Genomic DNA, 19390 nt, shown 5'->3' with positions numbered 1-19390 from the left:
GGGGAGTGGGGTGATCACGCCGGGAGAGCTGGCCCGGCTGCTGGAGATCCCGGAGCCGACCGAGGAGCAGGCCCGGGTGATCGAGGCGCCGATGGCGCCGATGGCGGTGATCGCGGGCGCCGGGTCCGGTAAGAGCGAGACGATGGCCGCACGGGTGGTGTGGCTGGTCGCGAACGGCTTCGTCCGGCCGGAACGCGTCCTCGGCCTCACCTTCACCCGTAAGGCCGCCGCGGAGCTGGGCGTGCGCGTGCGCAAACGGCTCGACAAGCTGCGCGAGGTTTTGCCGGGCGACGAGCTGGAGCGGCTCGGCGGCGAGTCCCTGTTCGACGGCGAGCCGATGGTGTCGACGTACCACGCGTACGCCGCGCGGCTGTTCGGCGACCACGCGCTGCGCGAGGCCCTCGAACCGACGATGCGGCTGATCTCACCGGCGGTGGCCTGGCAGATCTGCTCACGGGTCGTCGACGCCTACAACGGCCCGATGGACCGCATCGAATGGCAGCCCGACACCGTCACCAAGGCCGTCATGGAGCTGGCCGGAGACCTCTCGGAGCATCTGCGGACGGCCGAGGACGTCCGCAGGGTCGGGACATGGCTGGACGAACGCTTCGCCGCGGTGCGGAAACCGCTCAAGGCCCAGCGCGACATCCTCGCCAAGCACGCCGTCCGCGAGCAGATGATGCCGCTCATCGAGGCGTACGGGCGGGCCAAGGCCGGCCGGGAGGTCATCGACCACGGCGACCAGATGGCCCTCGCCGCGCGGATCGCCCACAAGCATCCCGAGGTCGGGATGATCGAACGGTCGCGGTTCTCCGTCGTCCTGCTCGACGAGTACCAGGACACGAGCCAGGCGCAGCTCGTCCTGCTCACGTCGCTGTTCGCCGGCGGGCACCCGGTGACGGCGGTGGGCGACCCGTGCCAGTCGATCTACGGCTGGCGCGGCGCCAGCGCCGGGAACCTGCTGCGGTTCGCGTACGACTTCCCGTCGCAGCCGGGCGTGGCCGGCGGGCGTCCGGTTCCGGCGCCCGTCGTCCAGCTGAGCCGGTCGTTCCGCAACGGCGAGCAGATCCTGGAGGCGGCGGCCAAGGTCCAGGAGGAGCTGCGGGCCGACACGAAGGCAGTGCCCCGGCTCGTCCCCGGCGCGGGGCGCGAGAACCGCGGGCGTGTCGAGTGCGCGCTGTTCCCCACCGTCGAGGACGAGGCCGACCGCATCGCCGCCCGCATCGCGGGGCTCATGGCAGCCGACCCGGAGACGGCACCCGACGGCGGCCCGCAGGCGGAGCCGCTCCGGTACTCCGACGTCGCCGTCCTCGCCCGGAAACGGTCGCAGTTCCCGCTCATCCGGCGGGCCCTGGAGGCGCGCGGCATCCCGGTCGAGGTGGTCGGCCTCGGCGGGCTCCTCACCGTCCCCGAGGTACAGGACGTCGTCGCCACGCTCCGCGCCATGCACGACCCGACGGCGGGCGCGTCCCTGGCCCGGCTCCTCACCGGCCCGCGCTGGCGCCTGGGCCCGCGCGACCTCGTCGCCCTCGGCCGGCGCGCCCGAACCCTCGCCCAGGAGGCGGCACGGGACATCACACCGCCGGAGACACCGGAGACACCGGAGACACAGGAGGACGAGCCGGAGGGACCCGAGCCCGCACCGCCGGAGGACGGCGAAGACCCGCTGCGCCAGCTCGTCAGCGAGCTGAACCAGGAGACCGGCAGCCTCGTCGACGCGCTCGACGACCTCGGCCCGCCGGAGCTCTACTCCCCGGAGGGCCACGGGCGGCTGCGCCGGCTCCGCGACGAGCTGCGCATGCTGCGCGGCCAGGTCGGGCTGCCGCTGCCCGACCTCGTCAACGAGGTGGAACGCGCCCTCGGGCTCGACATCGAGGTCGCCGCGCGTTCCGGGCTCGACCCCGTCACCGCCCGCGCCGACCTGGACGCGTTCATCGACGCCGCCGCCACGTTCGCCGGCGACGCCGAGGACCCGACGCTCGGCGCGTTCCTCGCCTACCTGAAGGCCGCCGAGACGGAGGAGTTCGGGCTGGAGGCGGGCCGGGTCGGGGAGACCGACAGCGTCAAGCTCCTCACCGTCCACGCGTCGAAGGGGCTCGAATGGCCGGTGGTCGTCGTGCCCGGCCTGTCGTACGTCCCGCAGAAGAACGGCGCCCCCGCCAAGGGCTCGATCTTCCCGTCGCCGCCGCAGAACGCCACCCGCTGGACCGCGAACCCGCGCGTCCTGCCGTTCATGCTGCGCGGCGACCGCGCCGACCTGCCCCCGCTGACCGGCCTGGACAAGGACGACCTCGCCGCGTTCGACCAGGCGTGCCTCGAACGCGACCTGCGGGAGGAGAGGCGGCTGGCCTATGTCGCGGTCACCCGCGCGTCCAGCCTCCTGATCACCACCGGCTACCGGTGGGGGTCGTCCGGCCGCCCGCTCGGCCCGTCCCCGTTCCTCGACGAGGTACGGGCGGTCTGCCTGGCCGGCGCCGGATCCGTGGTGACATGGGCCGACCCGCCGGAGGAGGGCGCCGCCAACCCGCTGCTCACCGACCCCGACGAGGCGCAGTGGCCGGTGGCGCCGGGCGGGCGCGGCCACTCCGACATCTCCGCCCGCGAACGGTACGAGGCGGTCGTCGAGGCCGCCCGCATGGTCGAGGACGAGATGGCCGGGCGGACGCGGCACTGGGCCGGCGACTCCGGCCTGGCCGACGCCGACCGCGCCCGCATGTCCGCGTGGGCGCGCGACGTCGAGCTGCTGCTCGCCGAACGCGACCGCGGACGCGGCGGCGACGGCCTGCTCGTCGACCTGCCCGCGCACCTGTCGGTGTCGTCGCTGGTGTCGCTCGCCCGCGACCCGGCGGCCCTCGCCCGGCAGATCCGCCGCCCGATGCCGCGGCAGCCCGCCCCGTACGCGCGGCGCGGCACCGCGTTCCACGCCTGGCTGGAGAGCCGCTGGGGGCAGCAGCGCCTCCTCGACCCCGACGAGCTGCCCGGCGCCGCCGACGAGGGCGCCGCCGACGACACGCATCTGGAGCGGCTGCGCTCCCGCTTCGAGCAGTCGGAGTGGGCGTCGCGCGAGCCGCTCGACATCGAGGTCCCGTTCGAGACCATCATCGGCGACCGCCTGATCCGGGGCCGCATGGACGCCGTGTTCCGCTCCGCGGACGGCGTGTACGAGGTCGTCGACTGGAAGACCGGCTCGCCCCCGTCCGGTGACGAGGCCCGCTTCGTGTCGGTGCAGCTCGCCGCGTACCGGCTGGCATGGGCGGAGCTGGCCGGCGTGGACGTCGGGGAGGTCAGCGCGGCGTTCCACTACGTCAGCGCGAACGTCACCGTCCGTCCGGCCGACCTGCTCGACGCGGACGGCCTCGCCGCGCTCCTGGACGGCGTACCCGCCGCCTGATCTGTCCAAGAATGTGGAGTGATGAGTCTCACCTCCCTCTGTTCACCGTGCGTGCTTTCGGGGATGATCCGGGCATCAATTCGAGGGAGGCGGCGTGACGGTTACTCATGACGAGAAGGTCGTACGGGAGTTCTCCAAGCAGGCGGCCGGGTTCGCCGACCCGGCGCGGAACGCCGCGTTCACCCGTCATTTGGACCGGCTCGTCCACTTCATGGAGCCCGAACTCGACCTTGAGGACGTCGTCCTCGAAGTCGCGGCCGGCACCGCGCTCGTGTCCCGCGCGATCGCCCGCCGCGTCCGCCATGTGACGGCCCTCGACCTCACACCGGCGATGCTCACCGAAGGCAAACGCGACGCCGACCACGCCGGGCTCATGAACGTCACCTTCACGCACGGCGACGCCACCGCCCTGCCCTACCTCGACCGGTCGTTCACGCTCGTCGTCACCCGCTTCTCCCTGCACCAGGTCGCCGACCCGGAGGCCGTCGTGAAGGAGATGGCCCGGGTCAGCCGCCCCGGCGCCGCGCTGATCATCGCCGACCTCGTCCGCCCGGACGGACTCGACGGCGACCCCGACCGCATCGAACGCCTCCGCGACCCCTCACACGGCACCGCGCTCACCGAATCGCAGATCACGGAACTCGTCACGTCCTCCGGCGCGGAGGTGAAGCGCGCCGACCGGTTCGAGTACACCCGCCCGCTCGACCCCTGGCTCGAGTTCTCCGAGACCCCCGACGACGTCGCCGCGCAGATCAGGCGGGAACTGCAGGACGAACTGGACGGCGGCCCCGCGACGGGAATGCGTCCGAGCGAGACCGACGGCGTCCTGCACTTCACGCACACCTACCTCTTCCAGCAGGCGATCGTCGGATAACGGTTTCGACCAGACGTTCGACGCGAGTCGCTCGCATGTTCTAGATTATCGAACATGGGTTCTAGCAGCGCGCGCTCCCTCGATCGCGAGCCGGCCGCGATGGCGATGCGCATCGGCGTCGTCGCGGCCGAGGCCGCACTCGCCACCTTCGCCCGCAACCTCGACCTGGACGACCTTGAGGACGGCGTCGACTTCCAGGGCGCCATCGGCCCCGCCGAATGGCCCGTCTTCTCCCTGGTCATCGACACCCTCGCCGAAGCGGCCCCGGGCGACCGCCGCTCCCTGGACGAGCGCCGCGCCGACGCCCTCAACGACCTGGCCCGGATCTGCATGGCCGCCAAGAACCGCGTCGCCTGAACCGCGTCGCCTGAACCGCGTCGCGCCGGAACCCCCGGCGTCCGGGACCGTGCGGCCTTGGCCCCGGACGCCAGGTCCACGCCGCGTTTCCTTCGCTGCGCTGATGCCCGGATCTTGTCACGCCGGCACACATCCGGCGCCGCCGGTCTCGTCCCCACCTTCATTGGAGTAAGTGTCCAATTGCGTTAACGTCGGCTCACCGTCACCAGGACGGCAAGGGGGACGACGAAGGGTTACGGGCCATGTCCACCAAAGTCCGCCGTGTCCTGCGCACCGTGCTGGTGTCCTGTATCGGGGTGGCCCTGACGGCGACCGCCCTCCAGGGCCCGGCCAGCGCGGCTCCCCAGGACGCCAAGCCTCCCGCCGAGGATCCGTTCTACAAGCCGCCCTCGCCCCTCCCGCAGGGCGAGCCGGGCGACATCATCCGGTCGCGGCCGGCGGTATTCACGGTCGACCCGTTCGGCAAGTCGCCGTACGAGGGCGTCAAGTCATGGCAGGTCCTGTACCGGTCGGAGACGGTGCACGGCACGCCGACCGCCGTGTCGGGCATCGTGCTCGTCCCGACCAAGGCGTGGACGGGCGAGGGCGAGAGGCCCCTCGTGTCCTACGCCGTCGGCACGCGCGGCCTCGGCGACTCGTGCGCCCCGTCCTACACCCTCACCCAGGGCCTGGACTACGAGGCGCTGATGATCACCGACGCGCTCAGCCACGGATGGGCGGTCGCCGTCACCGACATGGAAGGCCTCGGCACCCCCGGCCAGCACACCTACGAGGTCGGCCGCTCGCAGGGCAAGGCCGTCCTGAACATGGTGCGGGCCGCGCAGCAGCTCCCCGAAGCCGGTCTCGGCGGCGCACCGGTCGGGCTCTGGGGCTACTCGCAGGGCGGGACGTCGACGGGCTGGGCGGCGCAGCTGGCACAGTCCTACGCGCCGGAACTCGACCTCAAGGGCGTCTTCGCCGGGGGAGTCCCGTCCGATCTCCGCGCGGTCGCCGCGAACCTGGACGGGTCGCTGTTCGTCGCGCTGATGTTCATGTCGGCGGTCGGCTACGACGCCGCCTACCCGGAGCTGGACCTGGAGAAGTACCTCAACGACAGGGGCCGCGAGCTGCTGCAGAAGGCCCAGGACATGTGCCTCGCCAGCGTCGACGGCGCCTCCACGCTGATCGACACCGCGTTCAAGAAGATCGGCGACTACTCGACCAGCGACCCGCTGAACACGCCGGAGTGGCAGGCGGCGCTGGACGCCAACAAGCTCGGCGGGACGGCCCCGGGCGTCCCGGTGCTCCAGACGCAGGCCGTCTACGACCAGATCATCCCGTTCGAGCAGGCCGACACGCTCCACAAGGCGTGGTGCGCCAAGGGCGCGAACGTGACGTGGAAGACCTACACGCTCGCCGAGCACGCCACCGGCATGATCTGGAGCTGGCCGGACGCGATGGCGTTCCTCACCGACCGCTTCGCCGGCAAGCCCACCGAGGGCAACTGCGCCGCCTGACCACGCACGGTGCCGCGTGACGGGTTCGCTTTGAATCCGCGGGGTCGTCCTGTCCCACGCACGGGGCAGGATGGCCCCATGGATTTGGTGGAGTTCCTCCGAGCGCGGCTGGCGAGGGACGAGCAGATCGCCCGAGCCTGCTCCGGCACCCCCTGGAAGGCCACGCCCTCCGGCACGGTCCACACCGACGCGGAAGGCGAACCGGGGTTCGTCGCGTCGGCGGAGAACGAGGCGTACGCCGAGCACATCGCCCGCCACGACCCGTCGCGTGCGCTCGCCGAGGTAGCGGCCAGGCGCCGGATCGTCGACGACTACGAGAAACAGGCGTGGATCCTGGACCAGGGCCACCGAACGCCCGGACTCGAGGCCGCGCAGGCCGTTCGGGAGACCGTCCTGCGCTGCCTCGCACTCCCGTACGCGTCCCATCCCGCATACCGAGATGATTGGCGCCCCTGACAGGACATGCCGCGCTCGGTTATGTAATCTCGATGAGAGGCCGAGAGGCGCTGCAACGGGCGAGAGCCCGCCACGCTCGGCCCGGGTTCGTGACGACAAGGGCGCCTCCCACTGCAACGGGAGGTGCTCGAAATCAACGACACAAAACTTCGCGAGCTTCTTGACCAGCGGATCGCCGTCCTCGACGGAGCCTGGGGCACGATGCTCCAGGGCGCGGGCCTGTCCCCGGAGGACTACCGCGGCGACCGCATCGCCGCCGACCATCCGAAGGACGTCACCGGCGACCCCGACCTGCTGAACCTGACCCGCCCCGACGTCATCCTGGACGTCCACCGGCAGTACCTTGAGGCCGGCGCCGACATCACGACGACCAACACGTTCACGGCGACCGGCATCGGCCAGGCCGACTACGGCCTTGAGGGCCTGGTCCACGAGATGAACGTCGAGGGCGCCCGCCTCGCCCGCCGGGCCGCCGACGAGTTCGGCGGGCGGTTCGTCGCCGGCTCCGTCGGCCCCCTGAACGTCACGCTCTCCCTGTCGCCGCGGGTAGAGGACCCGGCCTACCGCGCGTTCACGTTCGACCAGGTCAAGGACTCCTACGCCGCGCAGATCGCCGGGCTGGCCGAGGGCGGCGTCGACCTCCTCCTCATCGAGACGATCTTCGACACGCTGAACGCGAAGGCCGCGATCGCCGCCGCCCGCGAGGTCGCCCCCGAACTGCCGCTGTGGATCTCGGTGACGATCGTCGACCTGAGCGGGCGGACGCTGTCCGGCCAGACCGTCGAGGCGTTCTGGCGGTCCATCGAGCACGCCGAGCCCCTGGTCGTCGGCGTGAACTGCTCGCTGGGCGCCGAGCAGATGCGCCCGCACGTGGAGGACCTGGCCCGGGTCGCCGGCACCTACACCGCCTGCCACCCGAACGCCGGCCTGCCGAACGCGTTCGGCGGCTACGACGAGACGCCGGACGAGACGGGCGCCCACCTCGGCGACTTCGCCGCGTCCGGCATGGTCAACGCGGTCGGCGGCTGCTGCGGGACGGGCCCCGCCCACATCGCCCGCATCGCCGGCGCCGTCCGCGACGCGGCTCCCCGCGACGTCGCGAAGCCCGCCAAGGCGTCCCGCTTCAGCGGCCTGGAGCCGTTCGAGATCGGCCCGGACACCGGCTTCGTCATGATCGGCGAGCGGACGAACGTCACCGGCTCCAAGCGGTTCCGCAGGCTCATCGAGGCCGGCGACCACCAGGGCGCGGTGGCCGTGGCGCTGGACCAGGTGCGCGGCGGCGCGAACCTCCTCGACGTCAACATGGACGCCGACCTGCTCGAAAGCGAGCAGGAGATGACGACGTTCCTGAACCTGATCGCGACCGAGCCCGAGGTGGCCCGCATCCCGATCATGGTGGACAGCTCGCGGTGGAGCGTCCTGGAGGCGGGGCTGAAGACCGTCCAGGGCAAGGGCGTCGTCAACTCCATCAGCCTCAAGGAGGGCGAGGAGCAGTTCCTGGAGCAGGCCCGCCGCGTCCGCGACTTCGGCGCCGGCGTCGTCGTGATGGCGTTCGACGAGACGGGCCAGGCCGACACGGCCGACCGCAAGGTGGAGATCTGCGGGCGCGCCTACGACCTGCTCACGCAGAAGGCCGGGTTCCCCGCCGAGGACATCGTGTTCGACCCGAACGTCCTCGCCGTCGCGACCGGCATCTCCGAGCACAACGGGTACGCGAAGGCGTTCATCGACGCCCTGCCGCGCATCAAGGAGCGCTGCCCCGGCGTCCGGACCAGCGGCGGCATCTCCAACCTGTCGTTCTCGTTCCGCGGCAACGAGATCGTCCGCGAGGCGATGCACTCGGCGTTCCTGTTCCACGCCGTCCGCGCCGGGCTCGACATGGGCATCGTCAACGCCGGGCAGCTCGCCGTCTACGAGGACATCCCCGCCGACCTTCTCGAACTGGTCGAGGACGTCCTGTTCGACCGCCGCCCGGACGCCACCGACCGGCTCGTGTCGTTCGCCGAGAACGTCAAGGGCGAGGGCACCAAGCGCGAGGTCGACCTGTCGTGGCGGGACGCGCCCGTCGCCGATCGCCTGTCGCACGCCCTCGTGCACGGCATCGTCGACTTCATCGAGGAGGACACCGAGGAGGCCCGGCAGCAGGCCGAGCGCCCCCTCGACGTCATCGAGGGCCCGCTGATGGACGGCATGAAGATCGTCGGCGACCTGTTCGGGTCCGGCAAGATGTTCCTGCCGCAGGTGGTCAAGAGCGCCCGCGCGATGAAGAAGTCGGTCGCCTACCTCGAACCGTTCATGGAGGAGGAGAAGGCGGAGGCCCTGCGCGCCGGCCGCGTCCACGAGGACCGCGGCCAGGGCAAGATCGTCCTTGCGACCGTGAAGGGCGACGTGCACGACATCGGCAAGAACATCGTCGGCGTCGTCCTCGGCTGCAACAACTACGACGTCGTGGACCTCGGCGTGATGGTCCCGGCCGCGAAGATCCTCGACACCGCGATCGCGGAGAACGCCGACGCCGTCGGCCTGTCCGGGCTGATCACCCCGTCGCTGGACGAGATGGTCTCCGTCGCCGCCGAGATGGAGCGCCGCGGGATGCGGCTGCCGCTGCTGATCGGCGGCGCCACCACGTCCCGGCAGCACACCGCCGTGAAGATCGCGCCCGTGTACGAGTCGACGACCGTGCACGTCCTGGACGCGTCCCGGGTCGTCGGCGTCGTCTCCGACCTCCTGGACGAGGGCCGCGCCGAGACGCTGGACGCCGCGAACCGCGAGGAGCAGGCCAGGCTCCGCAAGCAGCACGAGACCAAGCAGCGCCGCCCGATGCTCACCTATGAGAAGGCGAGGGCGAACCGCGAGCAGGTCGACTTCGGCGACCTGCCGGCCCCGGCGTTCACGGGCGTCCGGGTCGTCCAGCCCGACCTGACCGCGATCCGCGAGATGATCGACTGGCAGTTCTTCTTCCTGGCCTGGGAGCTGAAGGGCAAGTACCCGGCGATCCTGGACCAGCCGGTCGCGCGGGAGCTCTTCGACGAGGGCAACGAGCTGCTCGACCAGATCATCGCGGACGGCTCGTTCGAGGCCCAGGGCGCCTACGGGTTCTGGCCCGCGCACTCCGACGGCGACGACATCGTCCTGCCCGAGGCCCGGTTCCCGATGCTGCGGCAGCAGACGTCCAAGCCGGAGGGACGCCCGAACCGGTGCCTCGCCGACTACATCGCGCCGTCCGGCGACCACCTCGGCGGCTTCGCCGTGACGATCCTCGGCGCCGAGGACCTCGCCGCCAAGTACGAGGAGCAGCAGGACGACTACAAGGCGATCATGGTGAAGGCGCTCGCGGACCGGCTCGCGGAGGCGTTCGCCGAGTACATCCACCTGGAGGCCCGCCGCGCCTGGTTCGAGCCGGACGCCGACCCCCTCCTGGCGGACCTGCACGCCGAGCGGTTCCGCGGCATCCGGCCCGCCCTCGGCTACCCGGCGAGCCCCGACCACAGCCTGAAGCAGACGCTGTTCAACCTGCTGGACGCGGGGCGGCTCGGCATGAAGCTCACCGAGTCGTACGCGATGTTCCCGGGCTCGAGCGTCAGCGGGCTGATCTTCGCGCACCCGTCGTCCCGCTACTTCACGGTCGGACGCGTCGGCAAGGACCAGGTCGAGGACTACGCCCGCCGCTGCGACCTGCCGCTGGCGGAGGTCGAGCGCTGGCTGGCCCCCAACCTGTCGTACGACCCTTCGTAGGGTCGCCGGACGGCGAAACGCCTGACGGCCGCCGCGCCGCGGCCGTCAGGCGTGTTCTTCGGGGACCGGGGGTTACGGGCGCCCGATGCGGACGCGCCACACCTCGGGCCCGGTCTCCTCGTAGTCCCAGGTGAACTCGCCGGGGTGCTGGGCGGCGAACTGGTAGTACAGCGGCTTCGGGTCGTGGTCGTTGACCAGCACGAACGCCGTCCCCGCCGACAGCGCGCCGAACGCGGCGAAGATCTGCTCGTGCCGCTGCGCCGGGACGAGGACGCGCACGTCCAGTTCCCCGCCCGTGAGCTCGGCGGTCGCGCCGGGCGTGCCCGGGTCGTCGTGCCCGCCGCACGTGCAGTGGTGCCCGCCCGCCTCGGCGGCCTCGGCCTCGGCCTCGCCCTCGTGCCCGTGCCCATGCCCGTGCCCGTGCCCGTGCTCGTCCTCGCCGAGGATCTCGTGCATCCCGGCCAGCAGCGCCCCGAGGTCGACGCCGTGGTCGACGAGGGCGGGGAGGATCAGGTCGTTCTCCTTCTCCAGGTGCGACTGGAAGAGGGCGTTGACCGCCGACGCCGCGGCGACCGTCTCGCCGGGCGTCCGCGCCGCCTCCAGTTCGGTGATCGCGTTCCGCAGGACGACGTGCTCCCGCAGCATCGCGCGGAGCAGGAGCCGGGCCTCGGGCACCTCCTCGGCCGCCTTGTAGAGCGTCGTCTCCTCGGCCGCGGCGTGCGGGACGACCTCCTTGACGCAGAACGCGACGAGCCGGTCGCGCCGCTCGTGGGGTGCGGCGAGCTGGTCGGCGGCGCGCGTGATGGTGAGGACGTGGTCGGCCATGGTCCGGCCGAGCCGCTCGTGGTGGTCGAGGATGGCCCGCACGGTCTCCTGCTGCGGGCTCGCGGTCGATGTGGTCATGAGCACTCCTCGTGCCGGACGGATTTTTTACAACCCTACTTGTATTTATAATAGCGGCTATGGAGAAACTGGAGACCAGGGCGAGCCCCGGGCCCCGCCCCCGCCCCCGGATCGCGGCGCGCCGGCTCCCGCTGCTCGCCGGCGCGCTGCTCGCCCTCATCGCGGGGCTCTGGGGCGCCCTGGGCCTCCTCGACCTGGACGTTCCGCTGCCGCGCACGTCGTTCGCGCAGAACCACGGCGCGCTGATGGCGCTGGGCTTCCTCGGCACGCTGATCTCCCTCGAACGCTCCGTCGCCCTCGGCCGCACCTGGGGCTACGCCGCCCCCGCCCTCGCCGGGCTCGGCGGCATCGCCACCGCCATCGGCCTGACCGTCCCCGGGAAGCTCCTCCTGACCGCCGCCGGCGGCTGGCTCATCGCGATTTACATCACAGTTCTCGGCCGCCGCACCGGACGCGACCTCACCATCCAGATAGCCGGCGCCGTCGCCTGGTACGCCGGCGCGCTGCTGTGGTTGGCCGGCCGGTCCGTCTCCGAGATCGTCCCCTGGCTCGCCGCGTTCCTGATCCTCACGATCGCCGGCGAACGCCTCGAACTCGCCCGCGTCGCGTTCCTGGGCCGTCGCGCGTCCGACGGCCTCCTGGTCGCGGTGGCCGTCCTCGGCGCGGGCGTCGCCGTCTCCGCCGTATGGCCGGACCCGGGCTGGCGCCTCACCGGCCTCGGCATGGTCGCCCTCGCCGGATGCCTCGCCTTCCTCGACGTCGCGCGCCGCACCATCCGCGGGACGGGCCTGCCCCGCTTCGCCGCCGCCTGCCTGCTCACCGGCTACGCCTGGCTGACCGTCGCCGGGACGATCTGGCTCATCGCCGGACGCCCCGCCGACGGCGGGCTCAACGACGCAGCCCTGCACGCGGTGTTCCTCGGCTTCGTCATGTCGATGGTGTTCGGGCACGCCCCGGTGATCCTGCCGGCCGTCCTGCGCGTCCGGCTGCCGTACCACCCGATCCTGTACGCGCCGCTCGCCCTGCTGCACGTCTCCCTCCTCGTCCGCGTCGCCGGCGACCTCGGCGGAATCACCGACGCCCGCACGGCCGGCGGCATCCTCGGCGAGGTGTCCCTCCTGCTCTTCGGCGGCTGCGCCGTCGCCGCGTCGCGCCTGCTGCGAAGGGAACCGACATGACCTCCATCGGGCTCAGGACGAAGGCCGCCGGCTCCGGCTCCGACCCCGGCTCCGGCTCCGCTCCGCGCCGGCCGCAGCGCTCCGCCTGGCACGCCATCGCCAACGGCGTCGTGCTCGCCTGGCTGGCGCTGACCGCGGTCGCCGCCCTCGTCCACCACGAGCTGCCCGCGCCGCGCTGGCTGCTCATCCACCTGTTCCTCCTCGGCGCGGTCACCAACGCGATCGTCACCTGGACGGAACACTTCGCCGCCGCGCTGCTGCGCATCCAGCAGCCCCCGCGCTGGTGGCCGATGACGCGGCTGGGGGTCCTGAACGCAGGGATCGCCGCCGTGCTGTGCGGCGTCGCCGAAGGTTTCCCTCTCCTGGCCGTCGGCGGCGCCGCGACCGTCGTGACCGTCGTCGCCGCGCACGTCACCGTCCTCGCCGTGCGCGGCCGCACGGCCCTCGGCGGACGGTTCGCGCACGTCGTCGGCTGGTACGTGTGGTCCGGTGCCGCCCTCGTCGCGGGCGGGACGCTCGGCGGGCTGATGGCGTCGGGCCGCACACCGTCCGGCTGGCATGAGCCGATGGAGGCCGCGCACGCCCACGTCAACATCCTCGGCTGGGTCGGCCTGGCCGTCCTCGGCACGCTGTTCACCCTGTGGCCGACCGTCCTGCGCACCCGGATGGTGGACGGCACCGGCAGGATCGCCCGCTGGTCGCTGCGCGCCGCCGTGCCCGGCCTGGCCGCCACCGTCGGCGGCCTCCTCGCGGACCTGCGCTGGCTCGCCGCCGCCGGGCTGCTCCTCTACGCGGCCGCCGCCGCGCTCGCCCTCGTCCCGTTCGTCCGGACGCTCAAGCAGCGGCGCCCGCACACCCCGGCGTCCTGGATGCTCGCCGCCGGGACGACCTGGTTCGCCGTGACGCTCGTCGCGGACGCGGCCCGCCAGAGCGTCGACGGCCTCCTCCCGCTCGTCCTCGTGGGCTTCGTGGGGCAGACGCTCCTCGGCGCCCTGACGTTCCTGCTCCCCGTCGTGCTGGGCGGCGGACCCGCCGCGCTCAAGGCCAACGCCGCCGTGATCGAACGCGTGTGGACACCCCGCGTGGTCGCCGTGAACGCCGCGGTGCCGCTGCTCGTCCTGCCCGTCCCCGAATGGCTGACCCGCGCCGCCTGGATCGCCGTCATCGCCGCCCTGGGCGCGTTCGTCCTGCTGGCCGTGGCGACCGTCACCCGCACCCACCGCCCGTCCCCGGTCGTCGCGGGCATCACCGCCGGCGTCCTGCTCACCGCGCTGGCCGCCGGTGTCGCGGTCGGCGGCGAGACGTCACCGTCCACCGTCGCCGCCTCGGGCACCCGCACCGTGGACGTCACCCTCGCCGACATGCGCATCCGCCCGGGGACGATCGAAGCCGAGCCCGGGACCCGCCTCGTCCTGCGCGTCACCAACAAGGACGCCATGCGCCACGACCTGCGCCTCGCCACCGGTGAGGCCACCCCGATGCTCGACCAGGGCGAGTCCGCCACGCTGACCCTCCCGCCCCTGGAGAAGCCGATCGACGGCTGGTGCACCGTGCCCGGCCACCGCGCCGCCGGCATGACCATGAAGATCGAGACGACCGGGTCCGGGACGCCGCCCCCGGCGAACCACCACCACGCCACCGAGCCGGGGCAGCTCGACCTGGCGGCCCCGATGTCGCCGCAGTGGCGCCCCTACGACGCGGCCCTCGAACCCGCCCCCGGCGCCAAGGAGCACCGCGTCGAGATCCGCGCCACCGAGCAGGAACTAGAGGTCGCCCCAGGCGTCCGCCAGCAGATGTGGACGTTCAACGGAACCGTTCCAGGGCCCGTCCTGCGCGGCAAGGTCGGCGACGTCTTCACGATCACCCTCGTCAATGACGGAACCATGGGGCACGGCATCGACTTCCACGCCGGGTCCCTCGCACCGGACGTCCCGATGCGCACCATCCAGCCCGGTGAGAGCCTCACCTACACCTTCAAGGCCGAGCACGCCGGCGCCTGGCTGTACCACTGCTCGACGATGCCGATGCTCCAGCACATGGGCAACGGCATGTACGGCGCCGTCATCATCGACCCGCCCGACCTGCCCCGCGTGGACCGCGAGTACGTCCTCGTCCAGGGCGAGCTGTACCTGGGGCAGCCGGGATCCGCCGGCCAGGTGGCGAAGATGCGTGACGGCCGCCCCGACGCCTGGGCGTTCAACGGCACGGCCGCCGGCTACGACCACGCGCCGCTGACGGCCCGCACGGGCGACCGCGTCCGCGTCTGGGTGGTCGACGCCGGCCCGACCTCCGACACGGCGTTCCATATCGTCGGAGCCCAGTTCGACACCGTCTACAAGGAAGGCGCCTACCTCCTCCGGAAGGGCGACGACGGCGGCGCCCAGATCCTCGACCTGTCGCCCGGCCAGGGCGGTTTCGCGGAGGCGGTCGTCCCCGAAGCCGGTCACTATCCGTTCGTCGACCACGACATGCGGCACGGCGAATCCGGCGCCCACGGAATCCTGCACGTCACCGATTGAACCCGCGGACGGCCGGACTGCTGCGGGCCCGCCCCCGCCGCGCGTCAGCGCGGGTTGTAGCAGGGCGCGCCGAGGCGGTGGGCGGTGGCGGTCGAGCCCGCGGTGAAGTCCGTGACCACCTTGGCGCCGGTGAACTCCGTCTCGTCGGGACGGGCGATCACCGACTCGCGGTACGCCGCCGCGTTCGGTGTGCCCGAGAAGTCGCCCGCCTTCCTGGGCAGAATCCCCTCGTAGTCCACGGTGGTGACCTGCCCGAGCGCCTTGTACACGCCCTCGCGGGTCATGCTCCCGTTCGCCGCGGCCTTCTCCAGCACCGCCTTCAGCGGATACGACAGGACCCAGCCCGAGGTGTACGCGTCGTCCGGCTGCACCCGGCCCAGCGCCAGCCGCATCGCGGTGTGGCCGGGCGAGTCGGAGGCGAACGGCTTCCACGGCGCCACCACCATGTAGCGGGCCTTCATCGGGGCGCCCGCCGGGGTCTCCAGGAGAGCCCGCACCCAGGTCGGGTTGTTGCCCATGAAGCGGCCCTCGAAGCCCGCCGCCACGGTCCCGCCGACGATGGCCGCGGCCTCGGCCGGGCCGACCGTGAGCATGACCATGTCGGGCCTGCGGTCGAGGATGGCCCGGACGGCCTCGTCCTGCTCGCCGGCGCCCTGCGGGGTCTCCATTTCCGAGAACTCCATGCCGCGCGCCGACGCGGCGATCCGGGCGCCCGCCGCTCCGTCGCCGCCGTAGTCGCCCGCGAAGTGGACGGCCATCACGCTCTCGGCCTCGAACGCGCCGGCGGCGTGGTCGACCGCGTTCATCGCCTCGAAGCAGTACGAGGCGCCCGACTCCAGGATGACGTCCTCGAACTCCCATTTGGACGGGTAGGAGCCGGGCACCGCGATCATCCGGGACGTGCGCAGGTCGTCCAGGATCGCCTCGGTGGTCGGCGACCCCAGGCTCTGCGCCAGCGCCAGCACCTTGTCCTTGATCTCCAGGTACGCGCGGCGGTGCGTCGCCGGGTCGTACTTGTTGTCCCGGACGTAGGTGTGGACGTCGATGTCGTAGCCGCCGATGCCGCCCTGCTGGTTGACCCGGTCCCAGAACGCCTTCTGCGCCGCCACCATCGGCACGCCCAGGCCCTTGAACGGCCCCGTGGTCAGGTCGGAGATGACGCCCAGGTAGATGCAGCCGTGTTCGGGGTTCACGGCCTTGGGGCAGGGCTCGCCGGTGACTCCCGGTCCGGACGCGTCGCCGCCGTCCGCTCCGGAGGCGCAGCCCGCCAGCGCCGCCAGCAGCGCGGCCCCGGCGACCAGGGACCTGACCTTGGGACTGTCAAAGCGCACGGAGACCATCGATCACTTCCTTGAGAATGCGCCTATCGGGGCGTCCGGCCGGCGCGGCACGGCTATGCACGTCCATCAGCCCGCGGTCCAGCAGATCGCTCACCAGCACCCGGACCACGCCCACCGGCAGCCGCAGATGGGAGGCCAGCTCGGCCACCGACACCGGGTTGAGGCAGAACTCCAGGATCCGCTCGTCCTCGGGGCCGAGCGTGAACGGATCGGGCATCGGCACCTCGGCGGTCACCACGACCGCGATCAGGTCGAGGTCGCCGCCGCGCCGCCGGGACCGGGTGCGGCCCCGGGTCAGCGCGAAGGGACGGACGACGGGACCGGCCTCCTCGTCCACCCACAGATCGTCGTCCCGCCGCGGCCGGCCGTGCCGGCCGGGATCGGGTCGCCCGCCCGGCAGATCGCGGGACATCACACACCGCCGGCCCCGGGCGCGCGGCCCGTCCCGGACGGGCCGTCCGAGGCGCGCCCGCCGTCCGCCTCGCCGGCCTCCGGGTCCCTGGCCGCGTCCGCACGGGGCGGGACGACCGGCATCCCGAACCAGTCGGGGCTGCGGGACGAAGCCGACTCGGCGGCCCCGTCCTCGGCCGCGGCGGCGCGGCCCCGCTCCCAGCCGCGCTGCATCATCGACACGAGGTCGCGGGCCGCCTCCGGCGACCGCTCCTCCGGGCCCGGCCCGGCCGGTTCCTCCGCGGCTCCGGCCGCGCGTTTCAGCTGCGGCGCGAGATGGGCCTGGCGGCGCCGCACGGGCAGCCGCGCCCACTCGTCGGAGTCCGCCGTCCCGCCGCCGTTTCCGGAACGTTCCGACTCGCCCCGACCCCGGTCGGCCAGCTCGTCGAACGCCGGCGGCCCGGGGGGAGCGACCAGCGCGAGACGCTCCTGCGGCGAGTCGGCGGACGCGGGCAGGGCCCAGTCGCCGCTGTCCGTGACCGCGTACCCGGAGGGCCGTTCCACCACCAGTTCCTTCGGGATCAGCGCGATGGCGACGATCCCCCCGTACGGGGACGGACGCAGCGTCACCGTGATGCCGTGCCGCGCCGAAAGGCGGGCGACGACGAACAGGCCGAGCCGGGCGCTGTCGTCCAGGTCGAGCTCGGGATCGGTGGCCAGCAGCCGGTTGAGCTCCGCCAGCGCTTCGGGGGTCAGGCCGAGCCCGCGGTCCTCCACCTCCATCGCGAACCCGTGTGCGACCTCCTGCCCGGTCACCCGGATCGGGGTGCTGGGCGGGGAGAACGCGGCCGCGTTCTCGATCAGCTCGGCCATCAGGTGGATGGTGTCGGCGACCGCGGGCCCGAGCAGCGCCGTCCGGCCCATCGGCACCACCTCGACGCGGGCGTAGTCCTCGACCTCCGCCGCCGCCGCGCGCGCCACGTCCACCATCCGGACGGGGTCGCGCCAGGTCCGCCCGGAGGGACGGCCCGAAAGGATCACCAGGCCCTCGGCGTGCCGCCGCATCCGGGTCGCGAGCGCGTCCAGTTCGAACAACCGCTCCAGCTCGTCGGGGTCCTCGGTGCCGCGTTCCATGGTCTCCAGCATCCGCAGCAGCCGCTGCAGAAGGGACTGGTTGCGGCGGGCCAGCGTCACGAACACCTCGTTCAGCCGCCGGTGCGCGCGGGCCTCGCCCTCGGCGGCGCGCACGACCGCCCGCCGGGTCTGCGCGAACGCCCGGTCGATCTGCTCGACCTCCGTCACGCGGAACCGTCCCGCGGGCCCGCCGCCCGGACCGTCGTCGGCCGGCGGTTCCTGGCCGCGCCGCGCCCGCTCGGTGATCTGCGGCAGCCGCCGCTGGGCGAACTCGTTGACGGTCGCGGCCATCTCACGGCTCTCCACGATCAGCCGGCGGCCCGCCCGGACCGCGATCAGGATGGACGCGATCACCGCGAGGAGCCCGAGCCCGCCGGTCAGCCCGAGCCGCAGCAGCACGCCGCCCGCCTCGTCACCGGCCCGCCGCGTGTTCTCCGTGCGGATGCCGGACGACAAGGCGGCCAGCTCCGCGTCCACCGCCTCGGTGGCGGTGTGCCACGCGCCGATGTCCACGGCGGGCCGCCCGTCGGCCGGGCCGCCGCGCATCAGCCGGTTCTGCAGCTCCTCGAACCGGCGGAACTCCGTCCCCGACACGATCCGCGCGTACCGGATCCGGTGCTCCTCCGGCAGGTTGCGCGCCGCGTCGGCGTACAGGAACCGGTGCGTCCCGGCGAACTGCACCAGCTGCAGGTGCTCGTCCTCGCTCAGCCGTCCCGCCGCCAGCGCGCCGGTGACCAGCGCGTCCTCCCGGGACAGGTTCTCCCGGGCGCGTTCGAGCGTGCGCAGGATCCGGCTCCGCCGCACGAGTTCCGGGTCCATCGAATGGACCTCGTCGTAGATCTCGGCGGCCTGCTCGATGTACTCGGTGTAGCGCGCCATCGCCTCGGCGCGTCCCAGGCTGCGGTCGTCGACCGTGGCGCGCAGCGGCTCCAGCCCACCGAGCATGCTCGCGAGCCGCACCATCCGCCGCCGCGTCTCGGGACGGGTCGCGCCCGCGATGTCGCCGTCGGCGGCCGAGGCGCGGAACCGCGCCCGGGCCTGGTCGGTGACGGCCCGCTGCGCCTCGAACCCGGCGCGGCCGATGGTCGCGTCGTCACCCAGCGCCGACAGCGACATCCGCCGCTCGTCCTGCAACGCGGCGACGACCCGGTCGGTGGGCTCCAGCACCTTCTGGGTGAACGTGCGCGCCCTGGCCTGCCGCAGGCCGTCCTGCAGCGACGTGGTCGCGGCGACGCCCCACAGCACCACCAGCGCCGTGATCGGCGGAACCAGCAGCAGCACGATCCGGGACCTGACGGACCTGGCCCTGCCCCTGAGCACCCCGCGCCGCCCCCGCCCGGCCGGCACCGTCCGCCGGGCCATTACGCCTCCGCGCACATCGGGCGGCCAACGCTCATGACGACCTCCGCGCTACTGTGATCCAGCTCACCAGGCAGGCCGGAACGCTACTCCATCCTCGTGAGACACCTCGCCCATTTGACTCACCCGCCCGGATCGTTACCCATGTGTGACTCATCCCTCTGACCTTGATCAACGTCCCCTCGGGGGCAATGGGTCGTAGATCTTTAATTTCTGCCGGTTAGTGGCCTTAGAGGTCGTTTTGTATCGCTTTGTGTG

Annotated in this window: 12 protein-coding genes and 1 riboswitch; of the genes, 8 read left to right on the top strand and 4 right to left on the bottom strand. The window is 72.7% G+C overall.

Annotation, left to right across the window (positions count from 1 at the left end; genetic code table 11):
- Positions 1 to 10: 10 nt before the first annotated feature.
- From ACGFK0_RS19495 to metH, 6 genes are all read left to right on the top strand, one after another.
- A complete protein-coding gene (locus ACGFK0_RS19495; RefSeq protein WP_392906491.1) occupies positions 11 to 3391 on the top strand; it encodes an ATP-dependent helicase in 3381 nt (1126 codons plus the stop codon).
- Between the two features lie 94 nt (positions 3392 to 3485).
- Entirely contained in the window at positions 3486 to 4265 is a 780-nt protein-coding gene (locus ACGFK0_RS19490) for a class I SAM-dependent methyltransferase (RefSeq protein ID WP_392906490.1), read from the top strand.
- 54 nt (positions 4266 to 4319) lie between these two features.
- On the top strand, positions 4320 to 4622 hold the full coding sequence (locus ACGFK0_RS19485; RefSeq protein ID WP_392906488.1) for a hypothetical protein: 303 nt from the start codon (positions 4320 to 4322) through the stop codon (positions 4620 to 4622).
- A 242-nt stretch (positions 4623 to 4864) separates the two neighbouring features.
- Positions 4865 to 6118 (top strand): lipase family protein, encoded by a 1254-nt coding sequence (locus ACGFK0_RS19480; protein WP_392906486.1) that lies wholly within the window; start codon positions 4865 to 4867, stop codon positions 6116 to 6118.
- A gap of 78 nt (positions 6119 to 6196) precedes the next feature.
- The gene (locus ACGFK0_RS19475) at positions 6197 to 6574 is read left to right on the top strand and encodes a DUF6221 family protein (RefSeq protein WP_392906485.1); all 378 of its coding nucleotides are present in this window, start codon (positions 6197 to 6199) and stop codon (positions 6572 to 6574) included.
- 36 nt (positions 6575 to 6610) lie between these two features.
- Positions 6611 to 6687: riboswitch (S-adenosyl-L-homocysteine riboswitch) on the top strand.
- Positions 6688 to 6697: 10 nt separating this feature from the next.
- A complete protein-coding gene (metH, locus tag ACGFK0_RS19470; RefSeq protein WP_392906484.1) occupies positions 6698 to 10309 on the top strand; it encodes a methionine synthase in 3612 nt (1203 codons plus the stop codon).
- A gap of 72 nt (positions 10310 to 10381) precedes the next feature.
- Here the strand turns inward: metH and ACGFK0_RS19465 are convergent, their stop codons facing one another.
- Positions 10382 to 11212, bottom strand: coding sequence for a DUF2249 domain-containing protein (locus ACGFK0_RS19465; RefSeq protein ID WP_392906482.1), 831 nt, complete (start codon positions 11210 to 11212; stop codon positions 10382 to 10384).
- 59 nt (positions 11213 to 11271) lie between these two features.
- On the opposite strand from ACGFK0_RS19465, the gene ACGFK0_RS19460 reads away from it, so the two are divergent.
- Both ACGFK0_RS19460 and ACGFK0_RS19455 read left to right on the top strand, forming a co-directional pair.
- Entirely contained in the window at positions 11272 to 12390 is a 1119-nt protein-coding gene (locus ACGFK0_RS19460; RefSeq protein ID WP_392906480.1) for a hypothetical protein, read from the top strand.
- Positions 12387 to 14909, top strand: coding sequence for a multicopper oxidase domain-containing protein (locus ACGFK0_RS19455; protein ID WP_392906478.1), 2523 nt, complete (start codon positions 12387 to 12389; stop codon positions 14907 to 14909). The genes ACGFK0_RS19460 and ACGFK0_RS19455 overlap by 4 nt, the downstream gene beginning before the upstream one ends.
- Positions 14910 to 14953: 44 nt before the next feature.
- Here the strand turns inward: ACGFK0_RS19455 and ACGFK0_RS19450 are convergent, their stop codons facing one another.
- The 3 genes from ACGFK0_RS19450 to ACGFK0_RS19440 are packed head-to-tail and all read right to left on the bottom strand — an operon-like array spanning position 14954 to position 19135.
- Positions 14954 to 16249: an ABC transporter substrate-binding protein gene (locus tag ACGFK0_RS19450; protein ID WP_392906476.1), complete on the bottom strand. Its 1296-nt coding sequence runs from the start codon at positions 16247 to 16249 to the stop codon at positions 14954 to 14956.
- A complete protein-coding gene (locus tag ACGFK0_RS19445; protein WP_392906475.1) occupies positions 16230 to 16661 on the bottom strand; it encodes a DUF742 domain-containing protein in 432 nt (143 codons plus the stop codon). The genes ACGFK0_RS19450 and ACGFK0_RS19445 overlap by 20 nt, the downstream gene beginning before the upstream one ends.
- Positions 16661 to 19135 (bottom strand): nitrate- and nitrite sensing domain-containing protein, encoded by a 2475-nt coding sequence (locus ACGFK0_RS19440; RefSeq protein WP_392906473.1) that lies wholly within the window; start codon positions 19133 to 19135, stop codon positions 16661 to 16663. The genes ACGFK0_RS19445 and ACGFK0_RS19440 overlap by 1 nt, the downstream gene beginning before the upstream one ends.
- Positions 19136 to 19390 lie beyond the last annotated feature (255 nt).

The sequence above is a fragment of the Spirillospora sp. NPDC048823 genome (assembly GCF_043198445.1).
In the GTDB taxonomy this organism is placed as follows: Bacteria; Actinomycetota; Actinomycetes; order Streptosporangiales; family Streptosporangiaceae; genus Spirillospora.
Note: the sequence above shows the minus strand (reverse complement) of the source record. Positions and strands in the feature narration are given on the sequence as shown.

Bases quoted from the DNA above. Each gene is read 5' to 3' on its own strand.
- ACGFK0_RS19450 (WP_392906476.1), bottom strand. From the start codon at position 16,249: ATGGTCTCCGTGCGCTTTGACAGTCCCAAGGTCAGGTCCCTGGTCGCC.
- ACGFK0_RS19485 (WP_392906488.1), top strand. From the start codon at position 4,320: ATGGGTTCTAGCAGCGCGCGCTCCCTCGATCGCGAGCCGGCCGCGATG.
- ACGFK0_RS19465 (WP_392906482.1), bottom strand. From the start codon at position 11,212: ATGACCACATCGACCGCGAGCCCGCAGCAGGAGACCGTGCGGGCCATC.
- ACGFK0_RS19440 (WP_392906473.1), bottom strand. From the start codon at position 19,135: ATGGCCCGGCGGACGGTGCCGGCCGGGCGGGGGCGGCGCGGGGTGCTC.
- ACGFK0_RS19460 (WP_392906480.1), top strand. From the start codon at position 11,272: ATGGAGAAACTGGAGACCAGGGCGAGCCCCGGGCCCCGCCCCCGCCCC.
- ACGFK0_RS19455 (WP_392906478.1), top strand. From the start codon at position 12,387: ATGACCTCCATCGGGCTCAGGACGAAGGCCGCCGGCTCCGGCTCCGAC.
- ACGFK0_RS19480 (WP_392906486.1), top strand. From the start codon at position 4,865: ATGTCCACCAAAGTCCGCCGTGTCCTGCGCACCGTGCTGGTGTCCTGT.
- ACGFK0_RS19475 (WP_392906485.1), top strand. From the start codon at position 6,197: ATGGATTTGGTGGAGTTCCTCCGAGCGCGGCTGGCGAGGGACGAGCAG.
- ACGFK0_RS19445 (WP_392906475.1), bottom strand. From the start codon at position 16,661: ATGTCCCGCGATCTGCCGGGCGGGCGACCCGATCCCGGCCGGCACGGC.